Origin of the sequence: Methylomonas montana (assembly GCF_030490285.1) — a bacterium.
Taxonomy (GTDB): Bacteria; Pseudomonadota; Gammaproteobacteria; order Methylococcales; family Methylomonadaceae; genus Methylomonas; species Methylomonas montana.
Genome location: NZ_CP129884.1, coordinates 1,417,650 through 1,435,243 on the forward strand (window position 1 = coordinate 1,417,650; position 17,594 = coordinate 1,435,243).

The 17,594-nt window shown below is 53.6% G+C and carries 16 protein-coding genes; 14 read left to right on the forward strand and 2 right to left on the reverse strand.

The genetic code is table 11. From position 1 onward, the window contains the following. Nucleotides 1-83: 83 nt before the first annotated feature. The 4 genes from hflK (at nt 84) to QZJ86_RS06720 (ending at nt 4,707) form a co-directional block, all read left to right on the forward strand. Nucleotides 84-1,283 carry an FtsH protease activity modulator HflK gene (hflK, locus tag QZJ86_RS06705; protein ID WP_301937516.1) on the forward strand — a complete coding sequence of 400 codons (1,200 nt, stop codon included), beginning with the start codon at nt 84-86 and terminating at the stop codon, nt 1,281-1,283. A 1-nt stretch (nt 1,284) separates the two neighbouring features. Next, on the forward strand, nt 1,285-2,139 hold the full coding sequence (hflC, locus tag QZJ86_RS06710) for a protease modulator HflC (protein ID WP_301937518.1): 855 nt from the start codon (nt 1,285-1,287) through the stop codon (nt 2,137-2,139). Between the two features lie 70 nt (nt 2,140-2,209). Next, nucleotides 2,210-3,400 (forward strand): ATP phosphoribosyltransferase regulatory subunit, encoded by a 1,191-nt coding sequence (locus tag QZJ86_RS06715; RefSeq protein ID WP_301937519.1) that lies wholly within the window; start codon nt 2,210-2,212, stop codon nt 3,398-3,400. An 11-nt stretch (nt 3,401-3,411) separates the two neighbouring features. Next, nucleotides 3,412-4,707: an adenylosuccinate synthase gene (locus tag QZJ86_RS06720; protein WP_301937520.1), complete on the forward strand. Its 1,296-nt coding sequence runs from the start codon at nt 3,412-3,414 to the stop codon at nt 4,705-4,707. A 140-nt stretch (nt 4,708-4,847) separates the two neighbouring features. On the opposite strand, the gene QZJ86_RS06725 is transcribed toward QZJ86_RS06720, so the two are convergent. Continuing rightward, nucleotides 4,848-5,693, reverse strand: a complete 846-nt coding sequence (locus tag QZJ86_RS06725; RefSeq protein WP_301937521.1) for a sulfurtransferase — start codon at nt 5,691-5,693, stop codon at nt 4,848-4,850. A gap of 2 nt (nt 5,694-5,695) precedes the next feature. Further along, the gene (locus tag QZJ86_RS06730; protein WP_301937523.1) at nt 5,696-6,673 is read right to left on the reverse strand and encodes an NAD(P)H-quinone oxidoreductase; all 978 of its coding nucleotides are present in this window, start codon (nt 6,671-6,673) and stop codon (nt 5,696-5,698) included. A gap of 78 nt (nt 6,674-6,751) precedes the next feature. On the opposite strand from QZJ86_RS06730, the gene argC reads away from it, so the two are divergent. From argC to QZJ86_RS06780, 10 genes are all read left to right on the forward strand, one after another. Further along, entirely contained in the window at nt 6,752-7,780 is a 1,029-nt protein-coding gene (argC, locus tag QZJ86_RS06735) for an N-acetyl-gamma-glutamyl-phosphate reductase (protein WP_301937524.1), read from the forward strand. Nucleotides 7,781-8,024: 244 nt separating this feature from the next. After that, nucleotides 8,025-9,221 (forward strand): sensor histidine kinase, encoded by a 1,197-nt coding sequence (locus tag QZJ86_RS06740; RefSeq protein WP_301937526.1) that lies wholly within the window; start codon nt 8,025-8,027, stop codon nt 9,219-9,221. Beyond that, on the forward strand, nt 9,218-10,600 hold the full coding sequence (locus tag QZJ86_RS06745; RefSeq protein WP_301937527.1) for a sigma-54-dependent transcriptional regulator: 1,383 nt from the start codon (nt 9,218-9,220) through the stop codon (nt 10,598-10,600). Before QZJ86_RS06740 ends, QZJ86_RS06745 begins: the two co-directional genes overlap by 4 nt. A gap of 55 nt (nt 10,601-10,655) precedes the next feature. Then, a complete protein-coding gene (gene fliE / locus QZJ86_RS06750) occupies nt 10,656-10,967 on the forward strand; it encodes a flagellar hook-basal body complex protein FliE (protein WP_301937528.1) in 312 nt (103 codons plus the stop codon). An 18-nt stretch (nt 10,968-10,985) separates the two neighbouring features. Further along, nucleotides 10,986-12,737 carry a flagellar basal-body MS-ring/collar protein FliF gene (fliF, locus tag QZJ86_RS06755; RefSeq protein WP_301937530.1) on the forward strand — a complete coding sequence of 584 codons (1,752 nt, stop codon included), beginning with the start codon at nt 10,986-10,988 and terminating at the stop codon, nt 12,735-12,737. After that, on the forward strand, nt 12,730-13,740 hold the full coding sequence (gene fliG / locus QZJ86_RS06760; RefSeq protein ID WP_301937532.1) for a flagellar motor switch protein FliG: 1,011 nt from the start codon (nt 12,730-12,732) through the stop codon (nt 13,738-13,740). Before fliF ends, fliG begins: the two co-directional genes overlap by 8 nt. Continuing rightward, nucleotides 13,727-14,431 (forward strand): flagellar assembly protein FliH, encoded by a 705-nt coding sequence (locus tag QZJ86_RS06765; protein ID WP_301937534.1) that lies wholly within the window; start codon nt 13,727-13,729, stop codon nt 14,429-14,431. Before fliG ends, QZJ86_RS06765 begins: the two co-directional genes overlap by 14 nt. After that, nucleotides 14,428-15,774, forward strand: coding sequence for a flagellar protein export ATPase FliI (fliI, locus tag QZJ86_RS06770; protein WP_301937537.1), 1,347 nt, complete (start codon nt 14,428-14,430; stop codon nt 15,772-15,774). Before QZJ86_RS06765 ends, fliI begins: the two co-directional genes overlap by 4 nt. Next, nucleotides 15,774-16,226: a flagellar export protein FliJ gene (fliJ, locus tag QZJ86_RS06775; RefSeq protein ID WP_301937539.1), complete on the forward strand. Its 453-nt coding sequence runs from the start codon at nt 15,774-15,776 to the stop codon at nt 16,224-16,226. The genes fliI and fliJ overlap by 1 nt, the downstream gene beginning before the upstream one ends. 27 nt (nt 16,227-16,253) lie before the next feature. Next, entirely contained in the window at nt 16,254-17,582 is a 1,329-nt protein-coding gene (locus tag QZJ86_RS06780) for a flagellar hook-length control protein FliK (RefSeq protein WP_301937541.1), read from the forward strand. Nucleotides 17,583-17,594 lie beyond the last annotated feature (12 nt).

Here is a 17,594-nt window from a genome sequence, read left to right on the forward strand (position 1 = left end):
CGGCGCCTTAAATGGGCGAGCGGGTTGTTAAGCTTCGATAAGCAGTTTTTAGAGTTTTCAAATCCAATTTTGGAGTGTTTGGTATGTCTTGGAATGAGCCCGGTGGTGATAAAAAAGACCCCTGGAGTGGTCGTAATGAGAAGAAAGATCCACCCGATTTGGACGAGGTGATTCGTTCGCTACAGGACAAGCTGGGCGGTATTTTTGGTGGCGGTTCCAAAGGCGGTTCTACAAATGGACCGTCGGCCAAGGGTGTGGGTTTCTTGCTTGCCGGTGCAGCGGTACTATGGGGCTTAAGTGGATTTTATACCGTTGACGAAGGTACGCGCGGCGTAGTTACCCGATTCGGTGCCTATGTGAACACCACTCAGCCGGGTTTGAATTGGCATATTCCGACGCCGATAGAGCAGGTGCAGGTCATTAATGTCGAGCAACAGCGCTTTATCGAAGTAGGTTATCGCTCCGGCGGTGGCCAAGGCATGGGTTCCGTGCCTAAGGAAGCGATGATGCTGACCAAGGACGAAAACATCGTCGATGTGCGCCTGGCTGTGCAATACCAAGTCAAGGATGCCAAAGATTACGCCTTTAATGTTTTGGACCCGGCGTCGACGTTGAAACAAGTCACCGAAAGCGTTCAGCGCGGCGTGATCGGACGTAGCGATATGGATTTCGTGCTGACCGAGGGCCGTAGCGACATCGTATTAGCGATCAAGTCGGAAATTCAATCGGTCATGGATGCTTATAAGACTGGCATATTGATTACCAGTGTCAATTTACAAGACGCCCAGCCACCCGAGCAAGTGCAAGGTTCGTTCGAGGACGCCATCAAGGCGCGGGAAGATAAACAGCGCTTGATTAACGAAGCCGAAGCTTATTCGAACGACGTGGTGCCTAAGGCCCGCGGTGCTGCTTCGCGTATCGTGCAAGAGTCCGAAGGTTATAAAGAAAAAGTGATTGCTCGCGCCAATGGTGATGTTAGTAGGTTCTCGCAGTTGCTGACCGAATACAAGAAAGCGCCGGCGGTTACTAAGCAGCGTATGTATATCGAAGCGATGGAATTGGTGTTAGGCCGGTCTAACAATGTGCTGGTCGATGTGAAGGGCGGCAATAACATCATGTATTTGCCTTTGGAAAAGTTGGCTAATAAGCCGCTGGAAGAGGCCGCGCCGGCCCTGGCGCCGGTGCTCAATCATGAGCCGGTTTCATTACCCTCGCCGCCCGTAAAAGACATTAAAACCGATGCGCGCGCGTCAAGCCGCGAACGCGATGTGAGAGGACGCTAAGATGGGAAATAAGATTTTAGTCGCCGTTGGCGCAGTCGTGATCTTGTTGGCGATGTCGGTATTTACCGTCGCCGAAACCGAGCGGGTGATCAAGTTTCAATTGGGTGAGATTGTCGGTGCGGATTTTCAGCCGGGTATGCACTTTAAGTTGCCTTTTATCAATAACGTTAAGAAGTTCGATGCGCGTATTCTGACCATGGATTCGACGCCGGAGCGCTTTTTAACGGCGGAAAAGAAAAATGTTATCGTCGATTCTTTTGTGAAATGGCGCATCGGCGATGTTAAGACGTTTTATACCACCGTGGCCGGTGACGTGAATCAGGCAAATATTCGCCTCGATCAAATCATGAAGGATTCCGCGCGCAGCGAATTCAGTAAGCGTGAAATCAAACAATTGGTTTCGACCGACCGTAGCGCGATTCGTGATGCGTTGATTACCAACGTCTCCCCGCACGCGGCGAAATTGGGTATCACGATTGTTGACGTGCAAGTGAAGCGCATTGATTTGCCTAGCGAAGTCAGTACCTCGGTGTATCAACGTATGGAAGCGGAACGGGCGCGGGTTGCTCGCGAATTTCGTTCGCAAGGTTCGGAGGCCGCCGAGCGGATTCGGGCCGATGCCGATAAACAGCGCGAAATCATTCTGGCGAATGCTTACCGTGATTCGGAAGTGCTGCGCGGCGAAGGCGATGCCAAAGCTGCCGATATTTTTGCCAAAGCATACAGTGAAGACAGCGATTTCTTTGCCTTCTATCGCAGTCTGATCGCTTATAAGGAAAGTCTGGGCAAATCCGGCAATATCATGGTGCTGGAACCCAATTCAGATTTCTTTAAATATTTCAAGAATCAGAAATAAACCCTCACTTGGATGCCCATAGATAAACGCCCCGCATCGCGGGGCGTTTGCTGTGATTGAGATAGACAAAATGCAAAGAAAAGACACCTGGTTGTTACCGGAAGGTATCAGCGAAGTATTGCCAGAACAGGCGGCGCATCTTGAAAAGCTGCGTAGAACATTGCTCGACACTTTTGCGTGTTGGGGTTATCAACTGGTTATTCCGCCGTTTGTAGACTTTCTGCATTCCTTGCTGATCGGTTCCGGACATGATCTGGACTTGCAAACCTTCAAGCTCACCGACCAATTAAGCGGGGAAATGTTGGGTGTGCGCGCGGACATGACGCCGCAAGTCGCCAGAATTGATGCCCATCATCTACAACACGAATGGCCGACACGGCTATGCTATGCCGGTACCGTGCTGCATACCTTGGGCGACCCTTTGGAAAAAACGCGCAGCCCGATGCAGATCGGTGCCGAGTTGTACGGCCATGTCGGTCTGGAAAGCGATTACGAAGTGATCCAGTTGATGCTGGAAATGCTGGCTATTAGCGGTTTGGAAAACGTGCATCTGGATTTGGGGCATGTCGGTATCTATCGAGCCTTGGCCGAACAAGCCGGGCTGAATCGGCAACAGGAAGCCGAACTGTTCGATGTTTTGCAGCGCAAGGCCCGGACCGAATTGGCGGAATTGCTGGCCGAGTTTGCGATCGACGAACACTATAAAAGCATCTTTAATGCCTTGCCGAAATTGAATGGCGGTCGGGATGTGCTGGATAAGGCCAAAGCGTTGTTGGCCGGTTTCTCCGGTGCCGACTCAATCGTCAAGGCTTTGGCCGATTTGCAAGGCATCGCCGACAAATTGCGTCGCGATTTTCCGGCATTGACGGTGAGTTTCGATTTGGCCGAATTGCGCGGTTATCATTATCACACCGGCATGGTGTTCGCGGCGTTTGTGCCGTCTTTGGGTAAGGAAATTGCGCGTGGCGGACGTTACGACAACATCGGCGAAGTATTCGGCCGAGCCCGAGCCGCCACCGGTTTCAGTGCGGATTTGAAAGTATTGGCGGCGTTGTTCGTGGATGGTGAGGCCGGACGACAAATCGTCTATGCGCCATTCGCCGAAGACGCGGATTTATTGGAAACCATCAGAGATTTGCGTGCGCAAGGGGTGACGGTGATACAGCATTTGCCGGAACAACAGGGTGGCGCAGTGCAATTGGGTTGCAACGCTATTTTAGAAAAACACAATCAACGCTGGGTCGTTAAACCACTAGTTTAAGGTTAGAAAATATGGGAAAGAATGTTGTTGTTATCGGCACGCAATGGGGCGATGAAGGTAAAGGTAAACTGGTCGATCTTTTAACCGAACAGGCTGCCGCCGTCGTGCGCTTTCAAGGTGGCCATAACGCCGGCCATACCTTGGTGATTAACGGCGAAAAAACCGTGTTGCATTTGATTCCTTCAGGCGTATTGCGGGAAGGTGTGCAGTGCATGATAGGCAATGGCGTGGTGTTATGCCCGGAAGCCTTGTTGAAGGAAATCGAGATTCTGGAAAAGTCCGGGATTCCGGTCCGCAATCGCTTGCAAATCAGTGAGGCTTGCGCGTTGATTCTGCCGATTCATGTGGCGATCGATCAAGCGCGCGAAAAAGCCAGGGGCAGCAAAGCTATCGGCACTACCGGTCGCGGCATTGGGCCGGCTTATGAAGATAAAGTAGCCAGACGCGGTTTGCGGGCCGGCGATTTGCGTAACAGCGAAGAATTTGCCGCGCGCTTGAAAGAGCTGGTCGAATACCATAATTTTATGTTGGTCAATTATTATCACGCCGAGCCGGTCAATTACGATGAGGTGCTGGCCAATACCTTGCGCTTGGGCGAGATCATCAAGCCTATGCTGACCGATGTCGGCGAAGCTATCTATAGTTATCAAAAACAAGGCGATAACGTACTGTTCGAGGGTGCGCAAGGCGCGTTGCTGGACATCGATCACGGCACATATCCATATGTCACGTCATCCAATACCACTGCGGGCGGAGCCGCCACCGGCACCGGCGTTGGGCCATTGGCATTGGATTATGTGTTGGGTATTACCAAGGCTTATTCCACCCGAGTTGGCAACGGTCCCTTCCCGACCGAGTTATTGGATGGCAATGGCGAACACTTGGGCGTAAAGGGGCACGAATTCGGTGCCACCACCGGCCGTAAACGTCGTTGTGGCTGGTTCGATGCGGTATCAATGCGTAAATCGGCGCAACTGAATAGCCTGAGCGGCATCTGTCTGACCAAGCTGGATGTGCTGGATGGCCTGGAAACCATTGGCATCTGCACGGCGTACAAAATCAATGGCGAAGTCACCGAGATCGCGCCGCTGGGCGCCGATCAATACGCGGCTTGCGAGCCGGTGATCGAAGAACTGCCTGGCTGGACCGGTACTACCGCCGGCATCACTGAATTTGAAAAGTTGCCTGAAAACGCCAAAGCCTATATTGCTCGCATCGAAGAGCTGGTTGGCGTCAAGGTGACGATTCTGTCCACCGGACCAGACCGAAACGAAACCATCGTGCTGGAGAATCCGTTCGCGGCGTAACCCGCGCTGAGTTGATCTCTGCGTCGAAAGCGCCGAATAAATTCGCCTCGAATCTATTCGGCGTGTCTTTAAGCGTTCCCTAAGTCACTGAATTTCAATGCATCTGGTAGGTTGATGCATTGCGGGTAAAGCAGTGGTATTTAAATGGTAGCGACCGACCGATTGCGGTTGCTAATCCATTCGCTCCAGGAACCGGCATAGAGTTTGGAGCCGCTTAATCCGGCGATTTCCATCGCCAATAGATTGTGGCAAGCCGTCACGCCGGAGCCGCACATATGGACGACCTGCTCCGAAGGGAGTGGCGCAACCAAGCGGCTAAATTGTTGGCGCAGCTGATCGGCTGATAAAAACAAGCCGTCTTTATCGAGATTAGTTTGCAGCGGTCGATTAAGGGCTTTAGGCACGTGACCGGCTACCGGGTCGATCGGTTCCTGTTGGCCGCGAAACCGCTCCGGTGCTCTGGCGTCTATCAGGGCGATTTTACGTCTGGCCAAGCCATCCTCAACTTCAGCAGCGCTCAACCATTGCCGGTTATCCAGATACACTCTGAATGGGCTGGTGGCGATTTTTGGCAGTGCCGTGGTGATCGGCATTGCTTGTTTTTGCCAATGTCCAAATCCGCCATCCAATACAGCAACCTGAGTGTGTCCCATAGTGCGCAGCAGCCACCACATCCGCCCGGCGAATGCGCCGCCGGCATCGTCGTATACCACGATTTGACATCGATTGTTCACTCCCCAACTTCCCAGCTTTTCGGCTAATAATTTAAAGTTCGGCAATGGATGGCGGCCGGTGTAAGACTGTACCGGCGATGACAAGTCTTGATTTAAATCGGCATAACGGGCACCGGGAATATGGCCTTGTCTGTATAAGCGATGCCCGGCTTGAGCATCGGCCAGCGAGAACCGGCAATCGAAGATTTTCCAGTCCGGATTGTCGAGATTGGCGGCGAGGGTGGCTGCGGAAACCAGCGTGGTGTAAGGCATGCTTATAACTCCAAAATAATTTTGCCAATGTGTTGATTGCTTTCCATCCGTTCGTGGGCCTGAGCAGCTTTCGCGAGCGGAAACACGGAATCGATGACAGGTTTGATCCGGCCGGATCCCAGTAAGGGCCAGACTTTTTCATGCAGTTGCCGGGCTATTTTAGCCTTGAAGTCGTCGTTTCTGGAGCGCAAGGTGGAACCAGCGATGGTCAGGCGCTTCATCAATACCGACGCCAGATTGATTTCTGCCTTGCCGCCGTTTTGGATGGCGATTTGCAGCAAGCGGCCGTCGATCGCTAAACTTTTTAAATTACGCGGCAAGTAGTCGCCGCCTATCATATCCAGAATCACATCGACGCCTTTACCGTCAGTGAAGGATAGAACGGCTTCGACAAAATCCTGTTGCCGATAATTGATTGCAAGGTCCGCGCCCAATGCCAGGCTACGTTGGCATTTTTCATCGTTGCCGGCGGTGACGATTACTCGACTGCCAAATGCCTTCGCGAGTTGAATAGAGGTGGTGCCGATGCCGCTGGTGCCGCCATGTACCAGCAGGCATTCGTTGTTCTGCAATTGTGCTCGGTCGAACAGATTGCTCCAGACCGTAAAAAAAGTTTCCGGCAGCCCTGCGGCTTGGATATAGCTCAAGCCTTTGGGTATCGGTAAGCAGCAACTGGCACTGGCCAGACAATATTCGGCATAGCCGCCGCCCGTCAGTAGCGCGCAAACCGAATCGCCGATTTTAAACCCTGTCACCTCGCTGCCCATCTCGACGATATCGCCGGCCACCTCCAAACCTGGAATCGGCGACGCGCCTAGCGGCGGCGGATACAAACCCTTGCGTTGCATAATGTCGGGGCGATTCACGCCCGCCGATACTGTTTTTATCAGTACCTGATGCGGGGCGGGCGAGGGTAGTGGCTCATCCGTCAGGATTAAAGCGGTAGTCTCGGCGGTGCGATGAATCTGGATGGCGCGCATGATGTTAAGCTTTGCGATAAGAGTGTCGTATTATATGCGGCCCATTTCAGCAACAGTAGTGTTTCAGCGAGAGAATCCATGATACGTGCAGGTATTGTCGGCGGTACCGGTTACACCGGTGTCGAGTTGTTAAGAATTTTGGCATTGCACCCGCAAGTCGAGGTGAGCGTGGTGACTTCGCGCGCCGATTCCGGCTTAAGGGTGGACCAGTTATATCCCAGCCTTAGAGGCTATTGCGACGCAAAATTTAGCCTGCCGGAACTGGACAATTTAAAAGACTGCGACGTGGTGTTTTTTGCGACGCCGAACGGCACGGCCATGCTGATGGCCGAAGCCTTGCTGGCGCTCGGTATCAAGGTCATCGACTTGTCGGCTGATTTCAGGATCAAAGACCAACAGGAATGGGAAAAATGGTATGGCATGCAGCACGCCAGCCCGGATTTGATCGCCGAAGCAGTCTACGGTTTGCCGGAAGTCAATCGCGAGCAGATCAAACAGGCTCGCTTGATCGCTTGTCCGGGCTGCTATCCGACTGCCGTGCAATTGGGGTTTTTGCCTTTGTTGGAGGTTGGGGCGATTGACGGTAGCCAGCTGATTGCCGATGTGAAATCGGGTGTCAGCGGTGCCGGGCGCAAGGCGGAAATTTCTTCTTTAATGAGCGAAGCCGGCGAAAGCTTTAAAGCCTATGCTGTCGCCGGGCATCGGCACTTGCCCGAGATTCAACAGGGCTTACAAGTTATTGCCAAGCAAGGGGTGGGGCTGACTTTTGTGCCACATCTGACGCCGATGATACGCGGTATTCATGCAACCCTTTATGCACGTTTGCATCAAAAACTCGATTTGCAAGCTGTGTTCGAGCAGCGCTATGGCGAAGAGTATTTTGTCGATGTGTTGCCGCAGGGTAGTCACGCCGATACCCGTAACGTGCGCGGTAGCAACCGCTGTCAGATTGCCGTGCATCAGCCGCAAGGCGGCGACACAGTGGTGATTTTGTCGGTGATCGATAATCTGGTTAAAGGCGCTTCCGGACAAGCTGTGCAGAACATGAATTTGTTGTTTGGTTTGCCGGAAACCCAGGGCTTGGAGACAGTGGCACTGTATCCTTAACTCTCCGGTTTGTTTGACGCTGAGTGTGGCTGCCGCTGATCTTGAACGCTTTGCGCGGATATAAGGTTAAGCGGCTGTTGAGTTTAAAGGTCTCTGGTCACGAGTGACGAATCGCTCGTCTTGGCTATATTGATCTCGGCTCATTCTTTTGCTGCTTAGAGCGTCAAAATATTGGCCAATAAGTTCTAACTATTTGTAAATAAACCAATATTTAAGGTGGTCCTGTTTTTGCTTATTTATAGGCATGAATACGCTAAACCTTCAACAAATCCAAAAAACCGAGCGCCTGACCGACGCTTTTCGGATTTTTAACGAACTTTCCGAAAACCTGGCCCATTCCTATCAGGGGCTTGAAGAACAGATTGCCAGGCTCAATCAGGAATTGGCTGCAGCTCGCAACGAGCGGCTGACGACTTTGCTCGAAAAGGAAAAATTGGCCAGTCGCTTGCAGCAAATCCTAGCGGCCTTACCAGCGGCGGTGATCGTGCTGAATGCGCAGGGACTGATCGTCGATTGTAATAATCACGCTATCGATTTTCTCGGCGAACCGTTGATCGGCCAGTTCTGGGCGAATCTGGTGGCGTGCAGTCTACAGCCGGTGTTTGAATCGCCGCGGGAGCGGCAATTGCGAGATGGCCGTAAAGTCAATATTACCCATAGCTCGCTCGGCAACGACGCCGAACAAATCATTTTATTGTCCGATGTCAGTGAGTTACGCGCCTTACAAGAGACACTGGTTCAGCAAAAACAACTTAGCGCAATGGGCGAAATGGTGGCCGGCCTGGCTCATCAGGTCCGCACGCCGCTGGCCACAGCGATATTGTATGCGTCGCAAATGAGCAAACCGGCACTTGCCGATGAAAAGCGCCAACAATTTTCCGAGAAAATTTTGGAGCGCTTGCATTATTTGGAGCGCCAGGTCAACGACATGCTGATTTTTGCCAAGCAGGGGCGCATGGCGATGCAAAGCTTCTCGCTCAAGCATCTGCTCGCTCATCTCGCCGAGGCGATGGAGGGGTATGCCGGCGAATTTAGCATCGACAATCGAGTCGCTGCCGACCAATTGCTCGGTAACGAGGATGCACTGCGTGGGGCCATATTGAACTTGATTAACAATGCCGCGGAAGCCGGAGCCGGCCGGATTGGGCTACAGGTGCAGGCTGGCGAGACCGGCAGTATTGAGTTCGCTGTCGCCGATAACGGTCCCGGTATCGCCCAAGATCAGCAAGATAAATTATTTGAACCGTTTTACACCACCAAATCCAACGGCACCGGTTTGGGTTTAGCCGTGGTTGACAGCGTGGCACGCGCTCATGGCGGCCATGTCGTTTGCCGTTCGACGCCAGGCAAGGGTAGCTGCTTTACCCTGACGCTGGCAGGCCCGTGTGAGTATGCGCTCGGATTATCCGCCGGGATGCCAAATAATGGAGTAAGTCTATGAAACCGTACGACATTCTTATCGTTGAAGACGACCTCGCATTGTGCGAAGCTCTGTGCGATACCTTGGAAATCGAAGGTTATCGAGTCATTTCGGCAAAAAACGGCACGGAGGCGCTCAGTCAGTTGGCCAAGCATCCGGTTCGCTTGGTGATTAGCGATGTGCAAATGCCGGTGATGGATGGCTTTGCGCTGTTACGGAACATGCAGCAAAAATCCGAACAGATTCCGGTGTTGCTGATGACCGCTTACGGTACTATACCCAAGGCCGTCGAAGCCATGCAGTCGGGCGCGGCGGATTATCTGATCAAGCCCTTCGAAGCGGCCATGTTGGTCGATAAAGTTGTCGCGCTGATTAGCCGGCAAGCGCCGGTTGTTAGCGAGCGGGTCGTGGTCGACGAGCGCATGAAAAAGCTGTATGCCTTGGCTAGCAAAGTGGCAAAAACCAATGTGACGATGCTGCTGGAAGGCGAGAGCGGCACCGGTAAGGAAGTGCTGGCACGCTATATTCATCGCAATTCGCATTATCATGCCGGGCCGTTCGAAGCCGTCAATTGCGCGGCCATCCCGGAAAATATGCTGGAAGCGATGCTGTTCGGCTACGAAAAAGGCGCGTTTACCGGGGCGGTTCAATCGGCGCCGGGCAAATTCGAACTTGCGCAAGGCGGCACATTACTATTGGACGAGATTTCTGAAATGGATATTTCCCTGCAAGCCAAATTGCTGCGGGTGCTTCAGGAAAAAGAAGTGGAGCGCTTGGGCAGCCATCGTAAGATCGTGCTAAACGTCAGAATTTTGGCGACTACCAATCGCAAATTAAAACAGTATGTGCAAGAAGGCAGGTTTCGCGAGGATTTGTATTTTCGCTTGAACGTGTTTCCGATGCGGATTCCGCCGCTTAGAGAGCGCACCGGCGATATTTTGCCTTTGGCGTTGGAGTTGTTGAATAAACACCAGGCGGCCGGGAAAACAACAGACGGTTTTGATGAGGCGGCGATAGCCAAGCTGCAACACTACAGCTGGCCGGGCAATGTCAGAGAGTTGGAAAATGTCGTACAGCGCGCGCTGATTCTGCAAAGCGGCGGCCCAATCGGCGCCGACGAGCTAATATTCGAAGAGGATATGCTGGTTTTGCCGAGTTTGTCCGCCGCCGTGCAAACTATTGCCGTACAATCGCGGCCCGTCGATGCGGGTATTGGGCATGCCGAACTCGGCAGTTTGGGCGATGGCGTACGTTCCGCCGAGGAAAAAATTATCTTGCAGATGCTGAACGACGTCAGCGGTAGTCGGAAAACCACGGCTGCCAAGCTCGGTATCAGCCCGCGCACCTTGCGATATAAAATCGCGCGTATGAAAGAAGCGGGTGTGGTGGTGCCTGGTTAATTGTTGGCTTAAAAAATGCTTGTTATATGTCAGGCAACCTTATAGAGTCATTTCCATGTCAGATATCAGTGTTAACCAAGTGCTCGCGCAGATGCGGGCCATGTCCATAGAAGCCGGGTCCAAATCTCAACCTAGCGACACATCCGGGGATTTTGCTGCCATGTTGAAACAGTCGATCGACGCGGTCAATCAAACCCAGCAAACCGCCAGCGGAATGTCCAAATCCTTTGAAATGGGGCAAGGCGATGTCAGTTTGGCGGAGGTGATGATAGCCTCGCAAAAAGCCAGCGTTTCCTTTCAAGCCATGATCCAGGTGCGTAATAAACTGGTGGATGCTTACAAGGAAGTAATGAGCATGCCGATGTAGGTGATTGGAATTTAAGCCATGAGCGAGTTAGACAGAAATCTACCGATGGAGGCCCGCAGCCAAGCAAATACCGCCGATGCCGATAAAATGCATCCGGCCTGGAAAAGCTTGACCAAATTGCCGATGGCACGTCAGGTCGGCTTGATGCTGGGCCTGGCGCTCAGCGTCGCGCTCGGCGTCGCCGTGGTACTGTGGTCGCAGGCGCCGTCATACGATTTACTGTTTTCCGGGATAGCGGAAAAAGATTCTGCTGAAATTCTGGACGCGCTGAGCAAATTGGGCGTGGAGTACAAAGTCGAAACCAGCTCAGGCGCGATCATGGTGCCGAGCGCAGATGTCCGCGAACTTAAATTAAAAATGGCCGCCCAAGGCTTGCCGCGCAGTACCAGCCTGGGTTACGAATTGCTGGATAAGGACAACGGTTTCGGTGCCAGCAAAAATGTCGAGCAGATGCGCTTTCAGCGCGCCTTGGAAGGCGAAATCGCGCTGACCATTCAAACTATCCAAAATGTCAAATCCGCCAAGGTGTTGTTGGCGATACCGGTTCAGTCGGTATTTGTTCGCGAACGTAAAAAACCCAGCGCCTCGGTGGTCGTGGAGCTGTATCAAGGCCGCACCTTGGAAAAGGAACAAATCGAATCCATCATCCATTTAGTCGCGTCCAGCGTGCCGCTGATGGAAGCCGGCCAAGTGACCGTCGTCGATCATAAAGGCCGTTTGTTGAACAGCAAGGATGCTGGCGAGGATATCTCGTTGTCCAGCAAGCAGTTCGAATACAAGAAAAACATTGAAGAACATCTGCGCGGACGGATTGAAAACATCCTGACGCCGTTGGTCGGTGGCGAAGGTGTGCGGGCGCAAATTTCCGCCGACGTCGATTTCACCGTCACCGAAAAAACCCAGGAAATGTTTAATCCGGATTTGCCGGCCTTGCGTAGCGAGCAAACCCAGGAAGAACAAAACTCGTTGTCCAAGGTGCAAGGCGTGCCGGGTGCGTTGTCCAACCAGCCGCCGCCGACCGGTACCGCGCCGGAAGTGGCTAGCGGTCAGGAAAAACAAGAGGCGGTGGAATCCGGTTCCGGCTCGACCAATAAAACCGCGACCCGCAATTACGAATTGGATAAAACCATCACCCATACCCGGTTGGCGACTGGCGCCTTGCGGCGCTTGTCGGTGGCGGTGGTGGTGGACGATAAAAAAGTGGTTCAAGCCGACGGCAAGCTGACCCAGCAAGCCTATTCGCAAGAAGACCTCAATCAGCTACGAGACCTGGTCAAGCAAGCGGTGGGGTATGATAATAGCCGCGGCGATCAAGTTACCGTCACTAACGTCGCCTTCAGATTGCCTGACGCGCTGGAAGCCGTGCCTTCGGAACCTTTCTGGGAACATCCTTGGTTTGCCGGTGCGATGAAACAGCTGGCGGCGGTGGTTGTGGTGTTGCTGTTGATCTTGGGCGTGCTGAGGCCGGCCTTAAGAACTTTGATTTACAAAGAGAAACAGCTCGAAGCGCTGGAAGAAGCCAAAGCGCTAGCCGAGGCCTCTGGTGGGATGGTGCGTTTCGACGAAGACGGCAAGCCGGTCGCTGTCGCGGTGGCTGTCGACGAAGAAACCGGCGAGGTTCGCTCCATCTCGACCGGTGCGGAAGACTTGCTGTTGCTGGAAGCGCCGCAAAGTTACGAAAAACGCTTGGAATATGTGCAAAAACTGATCGACGAAGATCCCAAATTAGTCGCGCAAGTGATTAAAACCTGGTTAAAAGACGATGGCTGATGACGAGAAAATAAATCACGCTAAGCGAGCTTCTCTGCTGTTACTGGCGGTGGGTCAGGATCGTGCGGCCTCAGTGTTGCGGCACATGGGGCCGAAGGAAGTGCAGTTGGTCGGTTCGACCATGGCTCAGTTGGGGCCGATCAGTTCGACGATGATCGACGAAGTACTGGAAGAATTTATCATCGAAATCAAAAACGAAACTGGGCTGGGCCTGGATTCGGATGAATATATCCGCAGCATGCTGACCAATGCGCTGGGGGCGGAAAAGGCCGGCAGTATCATCGACAGGATTTTGCTGGGCGCCAACAGCAAGGGTATCGAGCAACTGAAATGGATGGATACGCGCTCGATTGCCGATTTGATTCGTCTGGAACATCCGCAAATCATTTCCATCATTCTGTCCTTGCTGGATGCCGATCAGGCCGCCGACGTATTGACCTTGCTGCCGCAAAACATGCGTTCCGATATTTTAATGCGCATCGCGACCCTGGAAGGCGTACAGCCGGCGGCCTTGCGCGAATTGGACGACATCATGGAGAAACAATTGACCGGCAGCGAAGGGGTCAAGTCCTCGCAAATCGGCGGTGTCGATGCGGCTGCCAACATCCTCAACTTTATCGAAAGCGGCGTCAGCGATCCGATGATGCAGGACATCAGCGAATCAAACGCCGATCTGGCGCAGCGTATCCAGGACAAGATGTTCGTGTTCGGCGACTTGATCAACGTCGACGATCGCGGCATTCAAACCCTGCTGCGCGAAGTATCGACCGACCAGTTGTTGCTAGCCTTGCGCGGCGTCGAAGCGGCCTTGCGCGACAAGGTGTTTGCCAATATGTCCAGACGCGCGGCGGAAATGCTGCGCGACGACTTGGAAGCCGCTCCACCGGCTCGTTTGAGCGAAGTGGAAGCGGCGCAAAAAGACATACTAGCAATCGCCAAACGTCTGTCCGATGCCGGTGAAATCGCCTTGGGCGGCAGTGGCGGTGGCGATGAGTTCGTCTAAGAGCAACAAGTTTTCCGAGGCCGAACTCCAGTCCTTGGATCGCTGGACCGGTCTGCAGGATTTCAATGCGCCGCGTTCCGAGCCGGTCGAATTGGAAGAGGTTACCGAAACGCTGACGGCCGAACAGATCGAAGAGATTCAAAAGCAGGCCTATGCCGAAGCGTTCGAGCAAGGCAAGCAACAAGGCTATGAAGAAGGTAAAACGGAAGGTTTAGAGACCGGCCGCAAGCAAGGCTACGAGGAAAGTCTGCATTTACTGCAAAAACAGGCGGCGGAACTCACGAGTTTGTTGGAAGCGCTGAGCGAGCCGTTCAAAAAACTCGACGAAGCGGTAGAGCAAGAGCTGGTCAAATTGACGATTGCGATTGCCAGTCAATTAATACGCCGTGAACTCAGAATGGAACCCGGTGAGATTGTCGGGGTGGTTCGGGAGGCTATCAATGCGTTGCCGCTGGCCTCGCAAAAAGTCACCGTCAATTTGCATCCGGACGATGCGGCCCTGGTGCGGACCGCATTGAAACTCGACGACAACATGCCGCCCTGGCGTTTGCAGGAAAATCCCTTGTTGAGTCGCGGTGGCTGTACCGTTGAAACCGAAGTGTCCAGTATCGACGCCAGTGTAGAAAGTCGGTTGGCCGCGGTGATCGCCACGGTATTGGGCGGCGAGCGCCGCGAGGATTTAGGGCGATGATACCCAGCGCCGACCGTGCCGAGCAGTGGCTGGCCCGCTTGCAGCCGTATCGGCAAAGATTGGCTGAGCCGCCGGAACTGGTAGTGGAAGGCAAGTTGTCGCGCATGGTGGGCTTGACGCTGGAAGCGGAAGGCTGCCGGGCGGCGATCGGCTCGCTCTGCCAAGTGATTACCATGTCCGGCAAGATCATTACTGCCGAAGTGGTTGGCTTTGGCGGCGCTCGTTTGTTTTTAATGCCTACCGGTGATACGCATGGCCTGGAGCCAGGTTGCCGAGTGATTCCGATGGGGAAAAACAGCTTGGCCAATGTCGGCTTTGGCTTGCTGGGCAGGGTATTGGATGGGGCCGGCAATCCCTTGGATAGCAAAGGCCCCCTGGATACCGATGCCAAGATTTCCTTGGCCGGCACCACGATTAATCCGCTCCGTCGAAAACCGATACGCGAGGCGTTGGACGTTGGCGTGCGGGCGATCAATGCCATTCTCAGCGTCGGCCGTGGTCAGCGGATGGGCTTGTTCGCCGGTACCGGTGTCGGCAAGAGCGTGTTGTTGGGGATGATGACCAAATTTACCAACGCCGACATCGTCGTGGTGGGGCTAGTCGGCGAACGGGGGCGCGAGGTAAACGAATTCGTCTTGAAAATTCTCGGCGAGGAAGGTTTGCGGCGTGCGGTAGTGGTGGCGTCGCCGGCCGACGATTCGCCGCTGATGCGGGTACATGGGGCTCTTCTGGCCACCAGCATCGCCGAGTATTTTCGTGATCAGGGCTTGGATGTGCTGTTGCTGATGGATTCCTTGACCCGTTATGCTCAGGCTTACCGGGAAATCGCCTTGGCGATCGATGAGCCGCCGGCTACCAAGGGTTATCCGCCCTCGGTATTTGCCAAATTGCCGCAGCTGGTGGAGCGGGCCGGCAACGGCGACGAAGGCGGCGGTTCCATTACCGCCTTTTACACGGTGCTAGCGGAAGGCGATGACACCAATGACCCAATTGCCGATGCTGCGCGTGGGGTGTTGGATGGTCACGTCGTGCTATCGCGCTCCTTGGCGGAATCCGGGCACTATCCGGCAATTGATGTCGAAGCGTCGATCAGTCGGGTGATGCCGGATATCGTTGAGCCGGAGCATTTGCAAATGGCTCGCGATTTACGGCGCTTGTATTCAACCTATCAACAAAACAAGGATTTGATCAGCGTGGGCGCTTATCGGCCCGGCGCCGATCCGCGTATCGATAAAGCGATAGAAAAAAATCCGGCCATTATGGATTTTTTGCAACAAAGCATGGACGAGTCGGTGGATCTTAGCCGCAGTCTCAGCGAATTGGCGACATTGTTGGCCGGCTAATGAAAAAATCGCAACGTATGAAAGTCCTCGTCGATCTACAGGCGCGTCAGGAGCACGAGGCGCTGGAGGCCTTGGGGATTAGTCAGAAAAAATTGCAAGACCAACAAGCTCAGCTGGAAAATTTACAAAATTATCGTGTGGAATATTTAGGTAAATTCGCTGTTCGTCAACAGGCTGGCATCAACGTCAGTCAGTTCACGGAATTCAGGGCTTTTGTCGACAAGCTTGATAAAGCCATCGAAGGCCAGCTGCAGACCGTGACGGCTCATGAGCGGGGCGTACAGCGAGCGCGCAAACATTGGGAAGAATTGCACCAGCGGACCAAAAGTCTGCAAAAAGTCAGCGATTTGGCGTTGGTCGAAGAAATGAAAGTCGAACAAAAACGCGAGCAGGCCGAGCAAGACGATAGAGCGGCGCGGTCTGGGCGAAGGGATGGCACGGGAAGTGCTTGATTAAATGAAAATATCAGGAGAAATGCCGTGAATATCCAAGGTTTAAATCCGCTGTCTTTGTCGTCCGTTACCGAGAGTTCTGGCGTTGGGGAATTGCCGAGTGAAGGTGGTCATGCCGGTATGTTTTCGGCGACGTTACTGGATCAGTTGGCGCAATTGCAGAGCAGTTTGCAGAATGCCGGCATGGCCGATACGGCGCAGTTTGCCGGATTAAGTGGCGGGATCAACAGTCAAAACATGCAGGAGTTTGCCGCATTGTTCGGAAAGAGTTTGCCGACGGCAAGCAAGCTCGATCAAGACATCAATCTGGACGATACCTTGCAGACCTTGGCGGATGTTCTGCAGTATCTGCAAAGTTTGGAAACGCTGCCCGCTGCCGGGCAAAATCCGGTTTTGCCGGCCATGCCTGCGAATCAGCAAGATTTTGCCGATGTGGCAGTCGATAATGCCGAATTGGCCAAGCAGCAAGCCGAGAATGCCGCTGCGCTGGGGCTTATCCAAGCGCAAAAGCAATTCGAGGCCGGCAAGCAGGCGCTTGGCGAGGCAATGAAAACCGCCGCGGTTGCCGGTGAAACGATGCCGGCCATCAACAACGGACCGCAATTGCCGGGCACCGAGCTTAAACAAGATGCCTTGTCAGCCTTGAATGGCGGGGAGGATCCGCAAATAGCCGGGAGTCTGAACGGCAGCTTTGCGAAATCATTGTCCGGACAAGGTGGGGCTTTCGGCCAAACCGGTCAAGACAGTGGCGCGAATGCCTTTCTGAGCGAGCAAGATGTGGCTGCCGCGAAGCCTCAAACAGGAAGCGGCGACGCCGACAGCAGTCTGTCGAGAATGACGGCCGACATCGCTCAATTGAATAAATCGGTCAACAGCGCTGGCCAAAGTCCGGCACCGGCAATCGCCAAACCTTTTACACATCCGGGATGGAACGCTGAGTTAGGCGAAAAGTTGCTGTGGATGCATAAGCAAGCGGTACCGTCGGCGGAAATTCGGCTCAATCCTGAGCATCTCGGACCGATTTCCATCAAGATCGATGTTAATCAGGATCAAGCCAGCGTGGCTTTCACCGCGCAGCATGCGGCGGTCAGGGACGCGATCGAAGCGGCTATCCCCAAATTGCGGGAAATGTTGGGGGGGCAGAATTTGAATTTGGCGGATGTTAACGTTTCCCAGCAACAATCCGAACAGAAACAGGGGCGAGATTTTTTTCAAATGGCCGGCGAGCAAAATCGGCGCGGTCAGTCGCAAGACCCGGATGAGACCTTGGTAAACGAGGGCTCAACTCATATTCTCGATGAGATCGAAGCCGGTAGAGCCATTGCCAGCAACGGTTTGCTAAGCCTATTTGCCTAATCGCCTCAGGCG